The 22,268-nt window shown below is 65.3% G+C and carries 24 protein-coding genes; 21 read left to right on the forward strand and 3 right to left on the reverse strand.

All coding sequences use genetic code 11. The annotated features are described in order from the left end of the window. The first annotated feature begins 47 nt into the window (after positions 1–47). The 10 genes from CLV77_RS02170 (at position 48) to CLV77_RS02215 (ending at position 8,203) form a co-directional block, all read left to right on the forward strand. Positions 48–1,055: an ABC transporter permease subunit gene (locus CLV77_RS02170; protein WP_076979460.1), complete on the forward strand. Its 1,008-nt coding sequence runs from the start codon at positions 48–50 to the stop codon at positions 1,053–1,055. A 3-nt stretch (positions 1,056–1,058) separates the two neighbouring features. Further along, on the forward strand, positions 1,059–1,967 hold the full coding sequence (locus tag CLV77_RS02175) for an ABC transporter permease subunit (protein ID WP_076979459.1): 909 nt from the start codon (positions 1,059–1,061) through the stop codon (positions 1,965–1,967). 4 nt (positions 1,968–1,971) lie between these two features. After that, on the forward strand, positions 1,972–2,964 hold the full coding sequence (locus CLV77_RS02180; protein ID WP_076979458.1) for an ABC transporter ATP-binding protein: 993 nt from the start codon (positions 1,972–1,974) through the stop codon (positions 2,962–2,964). Next, a complete protein-coding gene (locus tag CLV77_RS02185) occupies positions 2,961–4,007 on the forward strand; it encodes an ABC transporter ATP-binding protein (RefSeq protein ID WP_076979457.1) in 1,047 nt (348 codons plus the stop codon). Before CLV77_RS02180 ends, CLV77_RS02185 begins: the two co-directional genes overlap by 4 nt. Before the next feature lie 151 nt (positions 4,008–4,158). Further along, entirely contained in the window at positions 4,159–4,857 is a 699-nt protein-coding gene (queC, locus tag CLV77_RS02190; RefSeq protein WP_076979456.1) for a 7-cyano-7-deazaguanine synthase QueC, read from the forward strand. Then, a complete protein-coding gene (queD, locus tag CLV77_RS02195; protein WP_076979455.1) occupies positions 4,857–5,213 on the forward strand; it encodes a 6-carboxytetrahydropterin synthase QueD in 357 nt (118 codons plus the stop codon). The genes queC and queD overlap by 1 nt, the downstream gene beginning before the upstream one ends. Next, positions 5,210–5,980: a 7-carboxy-7-deazaguanine synthase QueE gene (queE, locus tag CLV77_RS02200; protein WP_244901583.1), complete on the forward strand. Its 771-nt coding sequence runs from the start codon at positions 5,210–5,212 to the stop codon at positions 5,978–5,980. Before queD ends, queE begins: the two co-directional genes overlap by 4 nt. A 24-nt stretch (positions 5,981–6,004) precedes the next feature. Further along, the gene (gene queF, locus CLV77_RS02205; RefSeq protein ID WP_076979454.1) at positions 6,005–6,469 is read left to right on the forward strand and encodes a preQ(1) synthase; all 465 of its coding nucleotides are present in this window, start codon (positions 6,005–6,007) and stop codon (positions 6,467–6,469) included. Positions 6,470–6,584: 115 nt separating this feature from the next. Continuing rightward, positions 6,585–7,745: an iron-containing alcohol dehydrogenase gene (locus CLV77_RS16650; RefSeq protein WP_076979453.1), complete on the forward strand. Its 1,161-nt coding sequence runs from the start codon at positions 6,585–6,587 to the stop codon at positions 7,743–7,745. Then, positions 7,742–8,203, forward strand: coding sequence for an acyl-CoA thioesterase (locus CLV77_RS02215; protein WP_076979452.1), 462 nt, complete (start codon positions 7,742–7,744; stop codon positions 8,201–8,203). The genes CLV77_RS16650 and CLV77_RS02215 overlap by 4 nt, the downstream gene beginning before the upstream one ends. Here the strand turns inward: CLV77_RS02215 and CLV77_RS02220 are convergent. The 3 genes from CLV77_RS02220 to CLV77_RS16655 form a co-directional block, all read right to left on the reverse strand. Next, positions 8,200–9,246, reverse strand: coding sequence for a YeeE/YedE family protein (locus CLV77_RS02220; RefSeq protein ID WP_076979451.1), 1,047 nt, complete (start codon positions 9,244–9,246; stop codon positions 8,200–8,202). The genes CLV77_RS02215 and CLV77_RS02220 overlap by 4 nt on opposite strands. Before the next feature lie 53 nt (positions 9,247–9,299). Continuing rightward, entirely contained in the window at positions 9,300–9,590 is a 291-nt protein-coding gene (locus CLV77_RS02225; protein ID WP_233128043.1) for an ArsR/SmtB family transcription factor, read from the reverse strand. A 396-nt stretch (positions 9,591–9,986) separates the two neighbouring features. Beyond that, complete coding sequence (locus CLV77_RS16655) at positions 9,987–10,532, reverse strand: thioredoxin domain-containing protein (protein WP_076979450.1); 546 nt, start codon at positions 10,530–10,532, stop codon at positions 9,987–9,989. Between the two features lie 71 nt (positions 10,533–10,603). Here CLV77_RS16655 and CLV77_RS02235 point away from each other — a divergent pair, with 71 nt between their 5' ends. From CLV77_RS02235 to bhcC, 11 genes are all read left to right on the forward strand, one after another. After that, positions 10,604–11,338 carry a cytochrome c biogenesis CcdA family protein gene (locus tag CLV77_RS02235; RefSeq protein ID WP_076979449.1) on the forward strand — a complete coding sequence of 245 codons (735 nt, stop codon included), beginning with the start codon at positions 10,604–10,606 and terminating at the stop codon, positions 11,336–11,338. Between the two features lie 470 nt (positions 11,339–11,808). After that, entirely contained in the window at positions 11,809–12,261 is a 453-nt protein-coding gene (gene soxX, locus CLV77_RS02240) for a sulfur oxidation c-type cytochrome SoxX (protein WP_076979448.1), read from the forward strand. 28 nt (positions 12,262–12,289) lie between these two features. After that, positions 12,290–12,709, forward strand: coding sequence for a thiosulfate oxidation carrier protein SoxY (gene soxY / locus CLV77_RS02245; RefSeq protein WP_076979447.1), 420 nt, complete (start codon positions 12,290–12,292; stop codon positions 12,707–12,709). Positions 12,710–12,732: 23 nt separating this feature from the next. Next, complete coding sequence (gene soxZ, locus CLV77_RS02250) at positions 12,733–13,062, forward strand: thiosulfate oxidation carrier complex protein SoxZ (protein WP_076979446.1); 330 nt, start codon at positions 12,733–12,735, stop codon at positions 13,060–13,062. A gap of 26 nt (positions 13,063–13,088) precedes the next feature. Further along, positions 13,089–13,931: a sulfur oxidation c-type cytochrome SoxA gene (soxA, locus tag CLV77_RS02255; protein ID WP_076979445.1), complete on the forward strand. Its 843-nt coding sequence runs from the start codon at positions 13,089–13,091 to the stop codon at positions 13,929–13,931. Positions 13,932–14,033: 102 nt separating this feature from the next. Further along, complete coding sequence (gene soxB / locus CLV77_RS02260) at positions 14,034–15,728, forward strand: thiosulfohydrolase SoxB (protein WP_076979444.1); 1,695 nt, start codon at positions 14,034–14,036, stop codon at positions 15,726–15,728. A gap of 226 nt (positions 15,729–15,954) precedes the next feature. Then, positions 15,955–17,223, forward strand: coding sequence for a sulfite dehydrogenase (gene soxC, locus CLV77_RS02265; RefSeq protein ID WP_076979443.1), 1,269 nt, complete (start codon positions 15,955–15,957; stop codon positions 17,221–17,223). After that, a complete protein-coding gene (locus tag CLV77_RS02270) occupies positions 17,207–18,586 on the forward strand; it encodes a c-type cytochrome (RefSeq protein WP_076979442.1) in 1,380 nt (459 codons plus the stop codon). The genes soxC and CLV77_RS02270 overlap by 17 nt, the downstream gene beginning before the upstream one ends. 287 nt (positions 18,587–18,873) lie before the next feature. Then, on the forward strand, positions 18,874–20,064 hold the full coding sequence (gene bhcA, locus CLV77_RS02275; RefSeq protein ID WP_076979441.1) for an L-aspartate--glyoxylate aminotransferase BhcA: 1,191 nt from the start codon (positions 18,874–18,876) through the stop codon (positions 20,062–20,064). Between the two features lie 11 nt (positions 20,065–20,075). Beyond that, positions 20,076–21,041 carry a beta-hydroxyaspartate dehydratase BhcB gene (gene bhcB, locus CLV77_RS02280; RefSeq protein WP_076979440.1) on the forward strand — a complete coding sequence of 322 codons (966 nt, stop codon included), beginning with the start codon at positions 20,076–20,078 and terminating at the stop codon, positions 21,039–21,041. A gap of 3 nt (positions 21,042–21,044) precedes the next feature. Continuing rightward, positions 21,045–22,208, forward strand: coding sequence for a 3-hydroxy-D-aspartate aldolase BhcC (bhcC, locus tag CLV77_RS02285; protein ID WP_076979439.1), 1,164 nt, complete (start codon positions 21,045–21,047; stop codon positions 22,206–22,208). Positions 22,209–22,268: the final 60 nt, after the last annotated feature.

Consider the following 22,268-nt stretch of genomic DNA (forward strand, 5'->3'; position numbering starts at 1 on the left):
CGGGGATTTCCCCGGCCGCACACCTGAAAAACAGCGGCAGAGCCCTCATGTTATCCTTCCTGTTCCGACGCCTGCTGACCTTCCTGCCCACGTTCTTCGGGGTGACGGTGGTCTCATTCGCCTTCATCCGCCTGATCCCGGGCGATCCCATCCTTCTGCTGGCCGGCGAGCGCGGCGTCTCGCCCGAGCGTTACAAGGAGCTGTCCGAGCAGATGGGCTTCGACCGTCCGCTCTGGGCGCAGTATCTCGAATACCTGGGCGGTCTGTTCCAGGGCGACCTGGGCACGTCCTTCGTGACCAAGAAACCCGTGGTGACCGAATTCTTCGCCCTGTTCCCCGCCACGCTGGAGCTGTCGATCTGCGCGATCCTGCTGGCCGTGGCGCTGGGCATTCCGGCGGGCGTGATCGCCGCCGTCAATCGCGGCAAGTTCTTCGACCAGGCGCTGATGACCACGGCGCTGATCGGGTATTCGATGCCGATCTTCTGGTGGGCGCTGCTGCTGATCATCGTCTTTTCCAGCGGGCTGGGATGGACCCCGGTTTCGGGCCGCATCTCGCTGATGTATTTCTTCGACACGCCCACGGGCTTCATGCTGATCGACAGCCTGCTGTCGGGGCAGAAGGGCGCGTTCCTCTCGGCCGTCCGTCACCTGATCCTGCCGACCATCGTGCTGGCGACGATCCCGCTGGCGGTGATCGCGCGGCAAACCCGTTCGGCCATGCTTGAGGTGCTGGGCGAGGATTACGTGCGCACCGCCCGGGCCAAGGGTCTGGCACCGCTGCGCGTCAACGGGCTGCACGCCCTGCGTAACGCGATGATCCCGGTGGTCACGGTGATCGGCCTGTCGGTCGGCACCCTGCTGGCCGGCGCCATCCTGACCGAGACGATCTTTTCCTGGCCCGGCATCGGCAAGTGGATGGTCGATTCCATCTTCCGCCGTGACTATCAGGTGGTGCAGGGCGGGCTGTTGCTGATCGCCACCATCGTGATGATCGTCAACCTGTCGGTCGACGTGCTTTACGGCTTCATCAATCCCAAGATCAGGAAGGGCTGAGACATGGCCGACGCAAGCTCTCAGATCGCCCGGACCGTGGCCACCGCACCGCCGGGGCCGTTCCGCGAATTCTGGTCCTCGTTCAAGGAAAACCGCGGCGCGGTGATCGGGCTGGTGATCTTCGCCAGCTTCCTGCTGATCGCGATCGCGGCGCCGCTTCTGGCGCCCTACACGCCCAACGCCCAGTTCCGCGACCACCTCCTGCAACCCCCCGTGTGGGAGGCCGGCGGAAGCTGGCAGTTTCCGCTGGGCACCGATCCGCTGGGCCGGGACATGCTGTCGCGACTGCTTTACGGCGCGCGCTTCTCGTTCCTGATCGGTCTGGTGGTGGTGGGCATCGCCTCGTTCTTCGGGGTGGTGATCGGGGTGCTGGCAGGGTTCGCGCCGCGCTGGGGCGACACGCTGATCATGCGGGTGATGGACATCGTGCTGTCCTTTCCCAGCCTGCTGCTGGCGCTGGTGCTGGTGGCGATCCTGGGCCCCTCGCTGATCAACGCGATGATTGCCATTTCCATCGTGTTGCAGCCGCATTTCGTGCGCCTGACACGCGCCGCCGTGCTGTCCGAGCGCGGGCGCGACTATGTCACCGCCGCGCGGGTGGCGGGCGCGGGACCGATCCGCATCATGTTCCGCACCGTTCTGCCCAACTGTCTTGGACCGATCATCGTGCAGGCGGCGCTGTCGTTCTCGACCGCCGTGCTTGATGCCGCCGCCCTTGGCTTTCTGGGGATGGGGGCGCAGCCGCCCACGCCCGAATGGGGGACCATGCTGGCCGAAGCGCGCGAGTTCATTCTGCGTGCCTGGTGGGTCGTGACCTTCCCGGGCTTGTGCATTCTGGTGACCGTGCTGGCGATCAACCTGATGGGCGACGGGCTTCGCGATGCCCTCGATCCCAAGCTGAAAAGGAGCTGAGCCGATGCCGCTTCTGGAAATCCGCAACCTCTCGGTCGATTTCGCCACCGCCAGCGGCCGCTTCCGCGCGGTGGACGGGGTCGATGTGACCGTCGAGCCGGGCGACCTGATGGCCATCGTGGGCGAGTCGGGTTCGGGCAAGTCGGTGTCGATGCTGGCGCTGATGGGCCTGCTGCCCTGGACCGCCACTGTGACCGCAGACAAGATGGAGTTCGACGGTCAGGACCTGCGCAGCCTGTCGGCGCGGGCCAAGCGCCAGATCATCGGGCGCGACATCTCGATGATCTTTCAGGAACCGATGTCCAGCCTGAACCCCTGCTTCACCGTGGGCTTCCAGATCAAGGAAAGCCTGAAGCTGCACACCTCGCTGGACCGCCGGCAGCGTCAGGACCGGGCGGTCGAACTGCTGGAACTGGTGGGCATTCCCGACCCGGCCAAGCGGCTCAACGCCTTCCCGCACCAGCTATCGGGGGGCATGAGCCAGCGGGCGATGATCGCCATCGCCCTTGCCTGCCAGCCCAAGCTTCTGATCGCGGATGAGCCGACGACGGCGCTGGACGTGACCATCCAGGCCCAGATCCTGGAGCTGCTGACCGGCCTGCAACAGACCGCCGGCATGGCCATGATCCTGATCACCCACGACATGGGCGTGGTCGCCGAGACCGTGCGCCGCGTCTCGGTGCAATACGCCGGCCAGAAGGTCGAGGAACAGCCGGTCGAGGATCTGTTTGACGATCCGCATCATCCCTACACCGCGGCCCTGCTGGCGGCCCTGCCCGAGCGGGCCACCGGCAAGCACCTGCCCACCATCAAGGGCGTCGTGCCGGGACAGTTCGACCGGCCGCAGGGCTGTCTGTTCTCGCCCCGCTGTGCCTTTGCCGATGAGCGCTGCCGCACCATCGTGCCGCCGCGCCAGCCGCAGGCCCTGGGCCAGGCGCTGTGCCACTACCCGCTGATCGACGGCGTTCCGCAAAAAAGCCAGGAGGTGACGGCATGAGCACCGCGAACCCATCGGGGACCAGCCCTGAAACTGGCCCCACCACTGGCCCCATCCTGACCGCATCGCACCTGACCCGGCACTACGAGATCGGCGGCGGTGCCTTCAAGAAACCCGCCGTGGTGCGCGCCCTCAACGGTGCCAGCTTCACCCTGACCCCGGGCCGCACCCTGGCAGTGGTGGGCGAGTCGGGCTGTGGCAAGTCCACCCTGGCCCGCGTCGTCACCATGATCGAACCCCCGACCGAGGGGGAACTGAGCATCGGTGGCAAGCTGATCGGTCCCGAGGGCGCCAGCCGCGACCGCGACCTGCGCTCGATGGTGCAGATCGTGTTTCAGGATCCCTACGGCTCGCTCAACCCGCGCCAGACCATCGGCGCCACGCTGATGGAGCCCCTGAAGCTGAACCGCCCCGAGGTGAAGGCCGAGGAACGCGAGGCCCGCGCCCGCGAGATGCTGGAGCTGGTCGGCCTGCGCCCCGAGCATTTCGAGCGGTATCCCCACATGTTCTCGGGCGGGCAGCGTCAGCGCGTGGCCGTGGCCCGTGCCCTGATGCTGGATCCCAAGATTCTGGTGCTGGACGAGCCTGTCTCGGCGCTGGACCTCTCGATCCAGAGCCAGATCCTGAACCTGCTGGTGGATCTTCAGGACCGGCTGGGTCTGGCCTATCTGTTCATCAGCCACGATCTGTCGGTGGTGCGTCATCTGGCCGACGACGTGATGGTGATGTATCTGGGCCGCCCGGTCGAGCAGGGCCCCAAAGAGGATGTCTTCGCCCATCCGCGCCACCCCTACACCCGCTCGCTTCTGTCGGCGACGCCGGTGGCTGACCCCCGGCGCAAGCGCAACCGCATCAAGCTGGAGGGAGAGTTGCCCTCGCCCCTGGCGGCGCCGCCGGGTTGCCCGTTCAACCCGCGCTGCTGGAAAGCGACCGCCGAATGCCGCGAGGCCTTCCCCCCCTACGAGGGCGGGGTGCATTCCTATGCCTGCTATCACCCGCTGGACGCGGACGAGACGATGGAGGCGCTGGCCGACGCGCCCTGAGCGGCGCGCCGGATCACACGGGATCGAAATCGTGAAAGGACGACCCGCAGCGTCGGGCTTTCCTTTTGCGCGGTCTTTGAGTAAACCACCCCCGCCCGGAGGTTCCGGGCACCGGTCGCAGCCTACCCGGTTCGCAAAACAAGGACATGACATGAAAACGATCGTGATCTGCTCGGGCGGATTGGATTCCGTGTCGCTTGCCCATTCGGTGGCGGCGCAGGGCAATCTGATGGGCCTTGTCGCCTTCGATTACGGCCAGCGCCACGCCAAGGAGCTGGACAGCGCCCGCGCCTGCGCCAAGCGGCTGGGCGTGTGGTTCCAGCTTGTGGACCTGCGCGCGGCGGGGGCGCTTCTGTCCGGCTCGGCCCTGACCGACAATGTCGAGGTTCCCGACGGCCACTACGCCGAGGAATCCATGCGCATCACGGTCGTGCCCAACCGCAACGCCATCATGCTGACCGTGGCCTTCGGCATCGCCCAGGCGCGGGGCGCCGAGGCCGTGGCAACGGCCGTCCACGGGGGCGACCATTTCATCTACCCCGACTGCCGCCCCGGCTTTGTCGAGGCCTTCGACACCATGCAGGCCCACGCGATGGAGGGCTATGGCCGGGTCCGCCTGCTGGCCCCCTTCGTCCATCAGCCCAAGTCCGCCATCGTGACCGAGGGCGCCCGCCACAATACCCCCTTCGCCGAGACGTGGTCATGCTACAAGGGCGGCGAGATCCATTGCGGGCGTTGCGGCACCTGCGTCGAGCGGCGCGAGGCCTTTCATCTGGCGGGGGTCGAGGATCCGACTCCCTATGCCGACCCCGATTTCTGGCGCGCGGCCATCGCCGCGAAGGAGGCGTGATGTATCGCATCACCAAGGAATTCCACTTCTCGGCCTCGCATCAGCTGTGCCGTCTGCCTGACGATCATCCCTGCGCCCGGATGCACGGGCACAACTACATCGTCGAGGTGGAGCTGTCGTCCGAGACGCTGGACGACGACGGGTTCGTCGTGGATTACCGGGCGCTGGCGCCGCTGAAGTCCTGGATCGATGACACGCTGGACCACCGCCACCTGAACGAGGTCTTCGGCCATGACGGCGTGACCTCGGAATGGCTGGCCCGCACGATCTTTGATCGGGCGCGCGCAAGCTGGCCGCAGGTCAGCGCCGTGCGCATCAGCGAGACGCCCAAGACATGGGCCGAGTATCGTCCATGACGGCCCAGGCCGACCCCATGCCTGTGCGCCCGGCCCCCACCCCCCAGGCCGAGCGCCTGCGCATCGCCGAGATCTTCGGCCCCACCATTCAGGGCGAGGGCGCGCTGATCGGCCAGCCCACGGTCTTCGTGCGGGCAGGGGGGTGCGATTACCGCTGTGTGTGGTGCGACAGCCTGCATGCGGTCGACAGCGCCTACCGCCACGAGTGGGCGGCGATGGACACAGGACAGGTCTGGGACCGGGTGCGCCAACTGTCGGGCGACCGGCCGCTGACCGTCACCCTCTCGGGCGGCAACCCCGCGATTCAGGATTTCGGCCCGCTGATCGAGACGGGTCGCGCGGCCGGCTACGGCTTTGCGCTGGAAACCCAAGGCTCGGTCGCGCGGGACTGGTTCGCGCGGCTCGCGCTGCTGATCCTCAGCCCCAAGCCCCCCTCGTCGGGCGAAACGCCAGATTGGGCCCAGTTCGACGCCTGCATCGCGGCCGGCGCGGGCACGCGGATCGTGCTGAAGATCGTCATCTTCGACGAGGCCGATTACCTCTGGTCCCGTGAGGTCGCCGCCCGCTACCCCGACCTGCCCGTCTATCTTCAGCCGGGCAACCACACCCCGCCCCCGCCCGAGGCCGAGGATGCCCCCATCGACATGGAGGGCATCAACGACCGGATGGAATGGCTGGTCGAACGCGCACTGGCCGACGGCTGGTTCGATGCACATATCCTGCCGCAACTGCATGTCCTGATCTGGGGCAACAAACGCGGCGTCTGATCTTATCCCGGAAAGGGCAAAGGCATGAGTGACAACATCTATCAGAACCTGACCATGCTGGGCGGCGACACCAAGCAGCCCGCCTCGCCCGAAGAGGCGGTGCTGGAACGGGTGCCCAACCCGCAAGCGGACGTGAACTATGCCGTGCGCTTCACCGCGCCCGAGTTCACATCGCTTTGCCCGATGACGGGACAGCCCGATTTCGCCCATCTGGTGATCGATTACGTTCCCGGCGACTGGCTGGTCGAAAGCAAGTCGCTGAAGCTGTTCCTTACCAGCTTCCGCAACCACGGCGCGTTTCACGAGGATTGCTCGGTCACCGTGGCCCGCCGGCTGATTGATACCCTCGAGCCGCGCTGGCTGCGGCTTGGTGGCTACTGGTATCCGCGCGGCGGCATCCCCATCGACATCTTCTACCAGACCGGCGAGGTGCCGGCGGGTGTCTGGGTTCCGGATCAGGGCGTGTCCACCTACCGCGGTCGCGGCTGACGGCTCGGATCGCGCCACCCCGCTGCCTGCGGGGTCGGCCCTCTGCTCTGTTGGTTGATCTTGGCCGCCGCGCTGCGCATCATGCCCGCGACCACGCAGGGCAGGGGCGGCACGCATGAGTTTCACCTTCAACACCACCAAAAGCATCCGCATGGGGGCGGGGCTGGCCGCGGAACTGGGCGCCATCGCGCATGAGGTTCTGGGCCCGCGCGTGATGCTTGTGACCGATGCGGGCATGATGGCCACCGACATCATCCACCGGGCGCAGACGGTCCTGGACGAGGCCGGTGTCGCGGTCACGCTCTTCGCCGATGTGGTCGCCGACCCGCCCGAGGCGGTGGTCAAGGCCGCCGCCGCGCAAGCCCGCGAGGCCGGTGTGACCGGCGTGCTTGGGCTGGGGGGCGGCTCGTCGCTGGATGTGGCCAAGCTGGCGGCACTGCTGGCGGCAAGCGACCAGCCGCTGGCCGAGGCTTACGGCGTCGGCAATGCCAAAGGCCCCCGCCTGCCGCTGATGCTGGTGCCCACGACGGCTGGCACCGGGTCCGAGGTGACGCCGGTATCGATCGTGACCACCGGGGCCCGTGAAAAGATGGGCGTTGTCAGCCCCGTCATCCTGCCCGATGTCGCGCTGCTGGACCCCGAGCTGACGCTGGGCCTGCCCGCCCACGTGACCGCCGCCACTGGCATCGACGCGATGGTGCACGCGATCGAGGCCTATGCCTCGGCCAGCCCCAACAACAACCCGATCTCGCGGGCCTTGGCCCGCGAGGCGCTGCGCCTGATGGGCGGCGCCTTGTTGCGGGCGGTGCGCACCCCCGACGATCTGGCGGCGCGGTCGGACATGTTGCTGGGCTCGCTTCTGGCCGGTCAGGCCTTTGCCAATTCGCCCGTGGCGGCGGTCCATGCGCTGGCCTATCCGCTGGGCGGGCATTTCAAGCTGCCGCACGGGCTGTCGAACGCGCTGGTGCTGCCCCATGTGCTGCGTTTCAACGCGGTGACGGCGCCGCAGGCCTACGCCGAGATCGCGGCCATCGCCTTCCCCGAGATGGGCGGCACGGGGCAGGGGGCACAGGCGCTGGCGGCGGATTTCGCCGATGCGCTGGCCGGGCTGGCCATGGAATGCGGTCTGCCCGAGCGTTTGCGCGATGCCGGGGTCACGCGCGAGGCGCTGCCGGCGCTGGCGCGCGATGCGATGAACCAGCAGCGGCTTCTGGTCAACAACCCGCGCCCGGTGGCCGAGGCAGACGCCCTCGCGATCTACGAGGCCGCGTTTTGAGCCGCCCGGCCCCCGCGCCGCGCAGCGCCTATGCCCGCTTTCAGGTGCTGGGCACCCGCTGGTCGGACAACGACGTCTACGGCCACATGAACAACGTCGTCCATTACAGCCTGTTCGACACGGCCGTGAACGGGTTCCTGATGCGGCGGGGCCTGCTTGATCCGCAGGTGGGCAAGACGGTGTTCCTCGTGGTCGAGACCGGCTGTCGCTACCATTCCGAGCTGCGCTTTCCCGACGAGGTCGAGGCCGGCTTGCGGGTGATGCGGCTGGGCGGCTCGTCGGTGGAATACGCGGTGGGGCTTTTCGCACGCGAGGCCCCGCGCGCCGCCGCCGAGGGGCGGTTCGTTCATGTCAATGTCGACCGGCAAACCCGCCGGCCCGCACCGATCCCCGCCGCGACCCGCGCGGCGCTGGAGACTTTGGTCATGGAGCGGCCGGGGGAAACACCCAAGGCCTAACCCGGCTGAAACCCCTGCAGAAGCTGGCGCAGTCCCACCAGCGCGCCCACGATGATCGCCGCCAGTGTCACCGGACCCGAGAACGCCAGCGTGGAGAAGCCCGAGGCGCCCTGTCCGATGGAACAGCCCATGGCCACGATCCCGCCCACGCCCATCAGGGCCGCGCCCGAAACCAGGCGGCCCAGCTCACGCGGGTCCTCACAGGCTTCCCAGCGGAACTCACGCTTGATGAAGGATCCCAGAAGGGCCCCGGAAAGCACGCCCAGGACCGATCCGACCGAGAAGCTGAGGCCGCCGGCCGAGGATGTCATCAGGTAAAGCAGCGTGCGGCCAAGGGGGGCGGTGAAGGTGTGGCCCGAGACCGCGACCTCGCCCATGCTTTCGCGTTCCAGCACCGAAGTGCCCCAGAACGCCCCGGCCAGCGCAAGCCCCGCGGCGATGCCCCAGAACACATGGCTGGGCGAGTGGCGCAGCGGCGCATGCACGAAGGCCCAGAAAAAGAGCAATCCGGCGACGGGCAGCGCGGCAACAAGCATCGGCAGCCCGCTGGCCTGGGTGAAGAGTTGGGGTAGTCCCTGCGCCCCCTCGGCCGGGGTGATGGGGAAAAGGAGCACCCGCAGTTCGGCCAGCGGTCCGTTCAGGGTAATGAAGCCGAAGATGCCCATCACGACCACCACGACCATGGCGCGGATCTCGCCGCCGCCGAAACGCGCCAGCGCCCCGAACCCGCAATTGCCCGCCAGTGCCATGCCATAGCCGAAGATCAGGCCGCCGATGATGCTGGCCAGCGGGTTCCAGTCGAACTGATGATAGATCGTGCGTTGCAGATCGATCTGCCCACCGGCCTCAAGCAGGTAGATGGCCGTGATCGCGGTGCCCAGCACCACGCCCCACATGCGCGCGCGGCGCTGATCCTCGCCGTAGAAGGCCGACTCGATCGCGCCGAGGGTGCAGAAGCTGCCCAGCCGGGCGGCAAGGCCCAGGATCATTCCCGTCCCCAGGCCGACAAGGGCGGCAACGGCGCCAAATGGTAGCTGATCCATTTCGTCCTCCCCGGGACAGATGGCGACGCCGCCCGGCGGCGCCGACGTTCGGTTCAGTCCTTGATCGGGTCGCAGAAGATCTCGTAGATCAGGTCGACCAGTCTGCGGACCTTGTGATCCTTGATGCAGTAATAGATGACCTTGCCCTCGCGGCGGTGCTCGACCAGCCCCTCCAGGCGCAGGCGCGCAAGCTGCTGGCTGACCGCAGCCTGGCGGGAGGACAGCAGGTTCTCCAGCTCGGTGACGCTTTTCTCGCCGGTGGTCAGGTGACACAGGATCATCAGCCGGCTTTCATGGGCGACCGCCTTGAGAAACGACGATGCCGCCTGCGAATTGGCAATCATCTCCTCGGGCAGGATCACGTGACCCACGCCTTCGGTGGCGGGGCCGTCGCCGGAATGGGGGCCGAATGTCAACGCAGTCTGTGTCATGCCCGTGCCTTGCAGTGCTCCGATCCAGCTCGTGGCCCCTATACCCGTCCGCGCCGGAAGACCGGTCGGGCCCATGCACGCCCGAAAGCGGGCGGGATCCCGGAGGATCCGCCAGCAACGCACGTGCGCATGTCCTCTATACCGCGAAGCCCCCGGCCTTGGCGAGGGGGCAGCGTTGAAAGGCTCCAGCCGTGGTAACTTAGTCGTAAACGAATTAAATTGTCCACCGCACGGGGCGGGGAGGAGCGGCGGCGCGCCGGTGCCCTGGCGCGGCCCATGGGCCCGGCGCCGAGCTGGCGCTCAATGGTATCAACCCTCGGGTGCGGCCTCGACCGTGCCGACCGCGTTGGCGGTGGTGGCCGCACCGGTCGCGCCCTCTGCCCCCGCATCCGTTTCGGCCGCGGCCTCGGTGGTCGCCTCGGGCGGGATCTGTTTCTTCTCGTCGGGCAGCTTGTCGATCATCATGCCCAGCAGGGCCCAGAAGAAATCCTCTCCCGGGTAGCCCTCGATGCGCGACAGCTCCTTGCCGTCCTCCATCAGGATGAAGGTCGGGGTGAAGTAGGGGCGCGACTTCAGCTCGAACTGGGAATAGTCGGTCGAGTGCACGTCGTAGCGAACCAGCGGGGCGATCTTGCCCTCGTCGGTCTTGTGATAGATCGGACCGATCTCCTTGTTCCACTTCTCGCACCAGACGCATCCGTGCTCTTCGAACATGGCAAGGTTGATCTCGGCCGCGGCGGGACCCGCGAAGGCGCCGGCGACCAGTGCCGGAAGGGCGAAAGCCGCGGCGAGGGCGGCCGTGCGCAGGCGGCCCTTGGGGGGCGTCCCGGCGGGTGCTGTGAACCTCAGGAACATTTTCGATCCTTTTTGACACATATCATTTTTGTAATATGTATTGGCGAGCCGGCCCATACAAGAGATTCAGCATGCTAGAGATTTCCTTCGGAGGCGCGGCGCTTGCCGGACTCCTGTCGTTCCTGTCGCCATGCGTTCTTCCCATGGTGCCCTTCTATCTCAGCTATCTTGCAGGAATCTCGATGTCCGAGCTGCGCGAGGACGGCGGCATCGCCCCGGGCGCGCAGCGGCGGCTGGTGATCTCATCACTATTCTTTGCGCTGGGCGTGACCACGATCTTCGTGCTGCTGGGGCTTGGCGCCTCGACCGCCGGCCAGTTCGTCCGCGCCTGGGACCGGGAGCTTTCGTGGATCGCGGCGGCGGTGCTGTTCGTCTTCGGCCTGCACTTCATCGGTGTGATCCGCATTCCCATCCTTTACCGCGAGGCCCGGTTCAACGGCACGGCCGAACCCAAGGGCCTTGTCGGCGCATATGTCATGGGGCTGGCCTTCGGCTTTGGCTGGACGCCCTGCGTCGGGCCGGCGCTGACGGCGATCCTGGTGCTGGCCAGCGGCCTCGACGTGGCGCAGGGCGGATTGCTGCTTCTGGTCTATGGGCTGTCGATGACGCTGCCCTTCGTGCTGGCGGCGCTGCTGGCCAAGCCCTTCCTGCGGATGGTTCAGCGCCATCGCCGCTATCTGAAGTATGTCGAGGTGGCGATGGGCGTAATGCTCATCATCTTCGCCGTTCTGCTGGCGACCAACAGCGTGAACTACATTGGTGCACAGATGCTGGAGTGGTTCCCCGGCTTCACCCAGATCGGCTGAGCCCCCTTGTTTTGCCGCGCCGCAGAGAGATGCGGCGGAGCAGCAGGGCGGCGCCGAGGGCCCCTGGTGATTCGTCCGCGATTCGGATTTCGGACCAGATGGATGCCGTCGTGGACCGGAAACGACCCCCTCCGGCGCCCCGATCCGCGCCGATGGGCGAAGCTCCGCCCCCCTCTCCGGTGCGTCCCAGGGCGCCGAAACCTTGCGGCGGGGGATGGCCCGACCGTTGAGGGGCAAGGGGAGCGGCCCGCACCACGCAGGTTTTGCCCCGATTTCGTGCCCGGAACGCGCGAGTTTCGTTGAAAATCCCCGGGCTCCGATCTACGGTGAACGCCTGTCCTACGTTCGGGAGGACGCGAGGCTCGCCGCGGCTGTCGTGCACATATTCACAAAATGCAATTCTATATTGCGTGCAGACCATGGCTTCGGATAGCATCGCTTGAAAAGGGAATGAATTGGGAGGATTCTCTATGAAGCACGCTCTTTATGGGCTGGTTGTTATTGCTGCGACTGCAACCGTGGCGATGGCGGCCGAGACTGCGCCGACCGATGTCAAATTCGAGGATGGTGCCGTCGGTGCGTCCCTGGGCCCCGCCGGTGATGCGGCGAATGGCCGGAAAGTTTTCGCGAACCGCAAGCTTGGCAACTGCCTGGCCTGCCACGTGAACAGCGATCTGGCAGAGCAGCCCTTTCATGGTGAGGTTGGTCCTCCCCTCGACGGCGTTGCCGATCGTTGGTCCGAGGCCGAGCTTCGGGGCATCGTGGTGAATGCCAAGAACCTTTTTGAGGGCACGATCATGCCCGCCTTCTACATCTCTGAGGGGTACAACCGCCCTCTCAAGGATTTCGCAGGCACACCCGTCCTGACCGCGCAAGAGGTCGAGGATGTGGTCGCCTATCTGATGACACTCAAGGAACAGTGATCCTTCCGGGATCGTGAGGAGATAAGATATGAATTTGACACGACGTAACGCGATGGCCCTCGGGGCCGCCGCCGCTGCGACGATCGTTGCACTGCCCGCAGGCGCTGCGACCTTCGAAGAAGCGGTCATGTCGGTGACCGGCGGCAAGGAAGCTGCCGAGGGCGGCGACCTGGTGCTGACCGCGCCCGAGATCGCAGAAAACGGCAACACCGTTCCCGTCGCCATCGACGCCCCCGGCGCCGTTGCCGTGACGTTCCTGGCCATCGGCAACCCGAACCCTGCCGTCGCCACGTTCAAGTTTGGCCCGCTGGCCGGCTCGCGCGAAGCTTCGACCCGTATCCGCCTTGCGACGACCCAGGACGTGGTTGCTGTCGCCGAGATGGAAGATGGCTCGTTCCAGACCGCGAAGCAGACCGTGAAGGTCACCATCGGCGGCTGCGGCGGCTAATTTAGGTAAAAGGACGACAAAGAATGGCTAAAGGTGTTAAACCTCGCGTGAAGGTCCCGAAATCGGCATCCGCCGGGGATTCCATCACCATCAAGACCCTGATCTCCCACAAGATGGAATCGGGTCAGCGCAAGGACAGCGACGGCAAGATCATTCCGCGCTCGATCATCAACCGCTTCACCTGCGACTTCAACGGTGAGAACGTGATCGACGTGACGATCGAGCCTGCTGTCTCGACGAACCCTTACTTCCAGTTCGACGCCAAGGTGCCGGAAGCCGGTGAATTCAAGTTCACCTGGTACGACGACGATGGCTCGGTCTATGAAGACACTAAGGCTATCACGGTCGAATAAAGTATCTTAAAGGGGAGGAACGCCGGATGAGACTGACCAAGATCAGCGCAATGGCATTTGCTGCATTGATTGCGGGCGCGGGAGTCGCCACAGCAGACGAGTCGGCCGAGCTTTCGATTGAAGGCAAGACGATTCCGACGCGCGCGGAGGCTCCGGCGTATCTGGAGAATATCGACGAGGTCATCTCGGGCTGGGTATACCGGTCCGACGAGACCCAGACACTTCAGGCCGATGACTTTGACAATCCGGCGTTCGTCTTCGTGGATACCGGGGCGGATCTGTTCGCGGAAGCGGACGGTTCCGCCGGCAAGTCCTGCAAGGACTGCCACGAAAATGTCGAGGATTTCGCAGGGCTGACCACGACGCTTCCGCGCGTCAACGAGGCCGGCGAACTCGAGACCCTGACCGATCTCGTGAACGAGTGCCGGACCGAGCGCATGGGCGCCGAGCCGTGGAAATACTCGGGCACGCAGATGACCGCCGTGACCGCCCTCATTGGGCTTCAGTCGCGCGGCATGCCGGTCAACGTGGCCGTGGACGGGCCTGCTGCCCCGTTCTGGGAAAAGGGCAAAGAGCTGTACTACACCCGTGTCGGTCAGCTCGACCTCGCCTGCGCCAACTGCCACGAGGACAACTACGGCAACATGATCCGTGCCGACCGCCTCAGCCAGGGCCAGATCAACGGTTTCCCGACCTACCGTCTGAAGAACGCCAAGCTGAACTCGGTTCACGGCCGCTTCAAGGGCTGCATGACCAACGTTCGCGCCACTCCCTACAAGGAAGGCTCGGACGAGTTCGAGGCGCTTGAGCTCTACGTCGCCTCGCGCGGCAACGGGCTGGCGATCGAAACTCCTTCGGTCCGCAACTGAATCTGAAAATGGCCCCGGCCCGAGGGATACTCGGGCCGGGGCCATTTTCTTTCGCTGAAACATTCAAAAAGCCGCATATGTATTGTGGCAGAGGATTTTCCCATGATCTCTCGTCGTGACTTTTTGCAGGCCTCGATTGCGGCATCCGCGATCTATGGTGTCTCCGGGGTCGGTAACTGGTCCAAGCTCGCTGCTCAGCAGGCCATGACCCAGGACCAGCTGCTCGAGTTCGATACCATGGGCAACGTGACGCTGATCCACATCACCGACGTCCACGCCCAGCTGAAACCCATCTACTTCCGCGAGCCCGAGATCAACCTCGGCGTCGGCGAGGTCAACGGTGTCCCCCCCCACGTGACCGGTGCCGACTTCCTGAAGATGTTCAACATCGAAGCAGGCTCGCCCCGCGCTTACGCCCTGACCAACCAGGACTTCGTCGCCCTGGCCCGTGAGTACGGCAAGATGGGCGGCATGGACCGCGTGGCCACCGTGGTCAACGCCATCCGCGCCGACCGGCCCGACGCGCTGCTGCTGGACGGCGGCGACACCTGGCAGGGGTCCTACACCGCGCAGAAGACGATGGGCCAGGACATGGTCAACGTGTTCAACGCGCTCAAGCCCGACGCGATGACCTCCCACTGGGAATTCACCCTGGGCCTCGACCGCGTGACCGAGATCGTCGACAACGAGATCGACTTCCCCTTCCTGGGCGCCAACATCTACGACGCCGAGTGGGAAGAACCCGCATACGAGCCCTACAAGATCTTCGAGCGCGGTGGCGCCAAGATCGCCGTCATCGGCCAGGCCTTCCCCTACATGCCCATCGCCAACCCGAAGTGGCTGTTCCCCGGCCTGTCCTTCGGCGTCCGTGAGGAGCGCATGAACGAGGTGGTGCAAGAGGTTCGTGATGCCGGCGCCGACTTGGTCGTCGTGCTGTCGCACAACGGCTTTGACGTGGACCGCAAGCTGGCCTCGCGGGTCGAGGGGATCGACGTGATCCTGACCGGCCACACCCACGACGCCCTGCCCGAGCCCCTGATGGTCGGCGAGACCCTGCTGATCGCATCGGGCTCCAACGGCAAGTTCATCAGCCGTCTGGACCTGGACGTGCGCGAGGGCCGGATGATGGGCTTCAAGCACAAGCTGATCCCGATCTTCTCGGACGTGATTGAGCCCGACGCAGAGGTCGCCGCCCTGATCGACGAGCAGCGCGAGCCCTTCAAGGCCGAGCTGGAGGAGGTGCTGGGCACCACCGACAGCCTGCTCTACCGTCGCGGCAACTTCAACGGCACCTGGGACGACCTGATCTGCAACGCGCTCATCGAAGAGCGTGAGGCCGACATCGCCCTGTCGCCCGGCTTCCGCTGGGGCCCCAGCCTGCTGCCGGGCCAGGAGATCACCCGCGAGGATCTGCACAACGCCACCGCGATGAACTACCCCGCCGCCTATCGCACCGAGATGACCGGCGAGACCCTGAAGATCGTTCTGGAGGACGTGGCGGACAACCTGTTCAACCCCGATCCCTACTACCAGCAGGGTGGCGACATGGTCCGCGTCGGCGGCATGGGCTACAGCATCGACATCTCCAAGCCCCAGGGCGAGCGGATCACCAACATGACGATGCTCAAGAACGGCGAGGCGGTCGATCCCGCCAAGTCCTACGTCGTCTCGGGCTGGGCCAGTGTCAACGAGGGCACCGAAGGCCCCGCCATCTGGGACGTGGTCGAGGACTACATCAAGCGCAAGGGCACTGTGTCGGTCGATCCGAACCAGTCGGTCCTGGTAAACGCCGGTTAACCTACCCGGCTTCTGGATCGGGCCCGCCCTTAAGGGGTGGGCCCGTTTCCGTCATCGAACTGGCAGACCCTGCAGTTTTCGGGCCACCGTCAGGCGGCTGAATATGCCGAAAAAGTCAGTAAAATATGCCAGCAATCGTTGGGTATGCGGGAGAATCCCGTAGACTCGAACTCAAACATTCACTAATCTGAATATGAACTTTTCAGAGAAGCGCGAGGACACGAGAATGAGCCGTGAAAGATCTGCCCCCGCTACGCGCCGGGGATTTCTTAAGGCCGGGCTTGCCGCTGGGGGCGCTGTCGCCACCGGTGGTGCGGCTCGTGCCGCTGCCGGGGATCCGGCAATCACCGAAATCCAGCCCTGGATGCAGGAGCTGGGCCCGGGCGTTGACGAATTTCCCTATGGCATGCCGTCGCCCTACGAAAGCCACGTGCGTCGTCGGAACGTTGAATGGCTGACCGCCGATCCGGTCAGCTCGATCAACTTCACGCCGATCCACGAGCTTGACGGCATCATCACCCCCAACGGTGTCTGCTTCGAGCGTCACCACGCGGGTGCGGCACAGGTCGATCCGGCCAAGCACCGCCTGATGATCAACGGCCTCGTGGACAAGCCCCTGGTCTTCACCATGAAGGACCTGATGCGCTTCCCGCGTGAGAACCACGTGTACTTCTGCGAGTGCGCGGCGAACTCGGGCATGGAGTGGCGCGGTGCGCAGCTCAACGGCGCCCAGTTCACCCACGGCATGATCCACAACGTCATGTACACCGGTATCCCGCTGCGCCTTCTGCTGGAAGAAGCCGGCGTGAAGACCAACGGCAAGTGGGTGATGCCCGAAGGCGCAGACGCCTCCGGCATGACCCGTTCGGTCCCGATGGAAAAGGCCATGGACGACTGTCTCGTCGCGTTCAAGATGAACGGCGAGGCGCTGCGCGTCGAGCAGGGCTACCCCCTGCGCCTGGTCGTTCCCGGCTGGGAAGGCAACATGTGGGTCAAGTGGCTCCGCCGCCTCGAAGTTGGTGACGAGCCTTGGCATCACCGCGAAGAGACGTCCAAGTACACGGACCTCATGGCCGACGGTAAGGCACGCCGCTTCACCTGGGAGATGGACGCCAAGTCGGTCATCACCAACCCCAGCCCGCAGGCGCCGCTGACCCACGGCAAGGGCCGCACCGTGCTGACCGGCATCGCCTGGTCCGGCCGCGGCACCATCCCGCGCGTCGACGTCACCATCGACGGCGGCAAGAACTGGCACGAGGCCCGCATGTCCGGCCCGTCGCTGAGCAAATCCATGCACCGGTTCTACTTCGAGTTCGAATGGGACGGCACGCCGCTTCTGCTGCAGAGCCGCGCCCATGACAGCACCGGCTACGTGCAGCCCACCAAGGACGAGCTGCGCAAGATCCGGGGCGAGAATTCGATCTACCACAACAATGGTATCCAGACCTGGTACATCAACGAAAAGGGCGAGGCCGAAAATGTCGAAATCAGTTAGCATCGCCGCCGTCCTCGGGGCCACAGCGGTCCTCGGGCTGGCGTACACGACCGCCGACTTCAACGTCACGCCTCTGCCGGCCCAGAAGCGGGTCGACGTCGTGGCTTCGGTCAAGGCTGAAGAGCCCGCCGAGACCGCCCAGGTTGCCCGCGCCGAAACCGCGGCGACCCCGGCACCTGTGAAGCCCGCATTCACCGCCAACCTGTCCGGCGCGGCACACGCCGCCGAGGGCGCGGCCGACGCGGCCGTCCTGCCCGCAGGCTACAGCGGCGACACTGGCAACTTCGGTCTTGGCCGCCCGGCCACCGAGGAAGAGATCGCGGCCTGGGACATCGACGTGCGTCCCGACGGCGCCGGTCTGCCCGAGGGCAGCGGCTCAGTCATGGATGGTGAGCCTCTCTACACCGACAACTGTGCGGTCTGTCACGGTGACTTCGGTGAGGCCGTGGGCCGCTGGCCGGTCCTGGCCGGTGGCAAGGGTTCGCTGAAGAACGATCGTCCGGTGAAGACGATCGGCTCCTACTGGCCCTACCTGTCGACGGTGTTCGACTACGTGAACCGCGCCATGCCCTTCGGCAACGCGCAGTCGCTGACCAACGATGAAGTCTACGCGATCACGGCCTACCTGCTGTATCTCAACGACCTGGTCGACGACGAGTTCACCCTGTCGAAAGAGACGTTCCTGGACGTCAAGATGCCGAACGCGGAAGCCTTCTACCCCGACGATCGGGCAGAGGTTGAACTGCCGAAGTTCTCGGGCGAGGTCTGCATGACCGACTGCAAACCCGAGGTCGAGATCACCGCGCGCGCCGCGATCGTTGACGTGACCCCCGAGGACACGGCGACCCGCAAGGCACGTGAGGCCGAGGCAACCGGCGAGGATTCGGGCGTGACCGAAGCCGACGCAGCCGCCCCGGCGGAAGAGGCATCGGAAGAGGCACCCGCCGAGGAAGCGACCGAAGAAGCCGCAGCAACCGAAGAAAAGGCAGAGGCTCCGGCCGCAGCCGAAGCTCCGGTCGTGGCCTCCGAGACCGCTGCCGATCCCGAGCTGATCGCCGACGGCGAGAAGGTCTTCAAGAAGTGCAAGGCCTGCCACCAGGTCGGTGACGGCGCCAAGAACAAGTCGGGCCCGATGCTGAACGGCATCGTCGGTGCGACCGCAGGCACTGTCGACGGTTTCCGCTACTCTTCCGCCATGGAAGAGGCCGGCGCCGGCGGCCTGGTCTGGACCAAGGAAAACCTCCACGGCTTCCTGACCAAGCCGAAGGACTTCCTGGACGGCACCAAGATGGGCTTCAGCGGCCTGCGCAAGGAAGACGATCGCGAAGCGGTCATCGCCTATATCGGTTCGTTCACCAAGTAAGCGAACGCCAGATTGCAACGGAAGGGCGCGGGGACATCCCCGCGCCCTTTCGCGTTTCCGGGGGGCAGGGGCGACCGGCGAGGGGCGAGGGCGGCACCCCCTCTTGGGGGGGCGCCCTCATCTGCACGATTCGTTTTTGAAAAAGTGATCCATATTTTTGAAAAAGGATAAGGTGCGGAAATTTAGTATATTTTCCGCTCTGTGCGAAAAAAGAAAAAGTATTTCAAAAAAATTGCGACGGCGTGGTCCCGGGCGTATGTTGCCCTCGAAAGAGGAGGATTCCCGATATGTCTTTTCAAAACCCGGTCTTCATCCCCGGTCCCACCAATATCCCCGAAGTGATCCGCAAGGCATGCGACATGCCCACGATCGACCACCGCTCGTCGGTCTTCGGTGAAATCTTCGCCCCCGTGCGCGAGAACCTGAAGAAGGTCCTCAAGACCACCAGCGGCGAGATCATCATCTTCCCCGCCTCGGGCACCGGTGCCTGGGAAGCCTCCATCTCGAACACGCTGTCGCCGGGCGACAAGGTTCTGGCCGCGCGCAACGGCATGTTCTCCCACCGCTGGATCGACATGTGCCAGCGCCACGGCCTCGAAGTGCAGATCGTCGAGACCCCCTGGGGCGAGGGCATCCCCGCGAACAAGTACCAGGAGATCCTGGCGGCCGACAAAGGCCACGAGATCAAAGCCGTCCTCGCCACCCATAACGAGACCGCCACGGGCGTTCGCAGCGACATCGGTGCCGTCCGCGCCGCGATGGATGCCGCCAAGCACCCCGCGCTGCTGATGGTCGATGGCGTCAGCTCGGTCGCCTCGATGGACTTCCGCATGGATGACTGGGGCGTCGACCTGGCCGTCACCGGCTCGCAGAAGGGCTTCATGATGCCCGCCGGCCTCGCGATCTGTGGCGTCAGCCAGAAGGCGCTGTCGCACATGGATGCCGCCAAGCTGCCGCGCACCTTCTTCGACTTCCGCGACATGCTGAACGCCTATGCCGCCGGTGGCTACCCCTACACCCCCGCAGTGGGTCTGCTGAACGGTCTCAACACCTCGGTCAACATGCTGCTCGACGAGGGGCTGGAGGCGGTGTTCGACCGTCACCACCGCATCGCCGAGGGCGTGCGCCGCGCCATCGCCGCCTGGGGCCTGAAGCCCTGCGCCGCGAACCCGTCGCTCTATTCCGACACCGTGACCGCCGTGGTCGTCCCCGAGGGGTTCAACGGCTCTGCCGTCGCGACCCACGCGGCCGAAGCCTACGGCATGGCCTTCGGCGTCGGCCTGGGCGAGGTTGCCACCAAGGTGTTCCGCATCGGTCACCTGGGCAGCCTGACCGAAGCGATGATGCTGTCGGGCCTGTCGGTCGCCGAGATGTCGATGGTCGATCTGGGCATCCCGGTGAAACTGGGCAGTGGCGTCGCCGCGGCACAGGAGTATTATCGCGTGGGCAGCGCGGCCATGCAGGCCGCGGCCGAGTGAAAGGCAAAGAGATGAAGGACCAGGACGGTTTCCCGGTTTTCGAAGACGTCGTCGCCGCCCATGAGCGGATCAAACCCTATATCCACCGCACGCCGGTCCTGACGTCGAGCTACCTCGATGAACTGACCGGGGCCTCGCTGTTCTTCAAATGCGAGAACTTCCAGAAGGCCGGTGCCTTCAAGGTGCGCGGCGCGTCGAACGCGGTGTTCGGCCTGGACGAGGAGACCGCAAAGCGCGGCGTGGCGACCCATTCGTCGGGCAACCACGCCCTGTCGCTGAGCTATGCCGCCGGTCGCCGCGGGATCGAGTGCACGGTTGTCATGCCGCGCACCGCCCCCGAGGCAAAGAAGGCCGCCGTGCGCGGCTATGGTGGGCGGATCGTGGAATGCGAACCCTCGACCTCCTCGCGCGAAGAGGTCTTTGCCAAGGTCCAGGAAGAGACCGGGGCCGAGTTCGTGCACCCCTACAACGATCTGCGCATCATCACCGGGCAGGCCACCTGTTCGCGTGAGATGGTCGAGCAGGTCGAGGAGCTGGACGCGGTCGTGGCCCCCATCGGTGGCGGCGGGATGGTGTCGGGCTGTTGCCTGACCCTGTCCAACATCGCCCCCGGGGTCGAGATCTATGCCGCCGAGCCCGAGCAGGCCGACGACGCCTACCGGTCGTTCAAGGCCGGCCACATCATCGCCGACGACGCGCCGGTGACCGTGGCCGATGGTCTGAAGGTTCCGCTGAAGGACAACACATGGCATTATGTGTCCAACCACGTTACCGATATCCTGACGGCTTCCGAGGATGAGATCGTCGATGCCATGCGACTGATCTGGCAGCGGATGAAACTGGTGATGGAGCCCAGCTCCGCCGTTCCGCTGGCCACGATCCTGAAAAACCCCGACACGTTCAAAGGCAAACGTGTGGGTATCATTATCACCGGCGGCAACGTCGACCTGGACAAGCTGCCCTGGATGAAAGGCTGAACCATGAACAAGCAAGTCAAACTGGACGATTACGAAGTCGGCTACGACATCCCCGCCGCCATCGGCATGGACGAGAAGGACATTCAGACCCCCTGTCTGATCGTCGACCTGGACGCGTTCGAGAAGAACGTCGAGACCATGCGCGCCTTCTGCGAAAAGACCGGCATGCGCCTGCGCGTGCACGGCAAGATGCACAAGTCCGCCGACGTGGCGAAGTACCAGATCGAAAAGGGCGGCGGCTGCGGCATCTGCTGTCAGAAGGTTTCCGAGGCCGAGGCTTTCGCCCGCGCCGGCATAAAGGACATTCTGGTGTCGAACCAGGTGCGCGACCCGGCCAAGATCGACCGTCTGGCACGCTTGCCCAACCACGGCGCCCGCGCCATCGTCTGCGTCGATGACGAGGCGAACGTGGCCGACCTGTCCGCCGCTGCCCAGAAGCACGGCAACGAGATCGAGTGTCTGGTCGAGATCGACTGCGGCGCCGGTCGCTGCGGCGTCACCACCACCGAGGACGTTGTTCGCATCGCCAAGGCAATCGACAAGGCCCCCGGCCTGAAGTTCGCCGGCATCCAGGCCTATCAGGGCGCGATGCAGCACATGGAAAACTATGACGACCGCAAGGCCAAGATCGACATCGCCGTGGACATGGTCCGCGATGCGGTCGAAGGCCTGAAGGCCGAAGGGTTGGAGTGCGACATCGTTGGCGGTGGCGGCACCGGCTCTTACTATTTCGAGGGCAACTCGGGCGTCTACAACGAGCTTCAGTGCGGCTCTTACGCGTTCATGGATGCCGACTACGGCCGCATCAAGGACAAGGACGGCAAGCGCATCGACGAGTCGGAATTCGACAACGCGCTGTTCCTGCTGACCTCGGTCATGAGCCACGCCAAGAAGGACAAGGCGATCGTGGACGCCGGCCTCAAGGCCCAGTCGCTGGACAGCGGTCTGCCCAAGGTCTTCGGCCGGGACGACGTGGAATACGTCAAATGCTCGGACGAGCATGGCGTCGTCGCCGACCCCGACCAGAAGCTGAAGGTCAACGACAAGCTGCGCCTGGTGCCCGGCCACTGCGACCCGACCTGCAACGTGCATGACTGGTACGTCGGCGTGCGCAACGGCAAGGTCGAGACCCTGTGGCCCGTGACCGCCCGCGGCAAGGCCTACTGAGCCCACTTGATCCAAGAGACGGCCGACCCCGCCCGCCGGGGCCGGCCGTTTTCATGTCTG

It is taken from the genome of Brevirhabdus pacifica (genome assembly GCF_002797755.1).
Lineage (GTDB): Bacteria > Pseudomonadota > Alphaproteobacteria > Rhodobacterales > Rhodobacteraceae > Brevirhabdus > Brevirhabdus pacifica.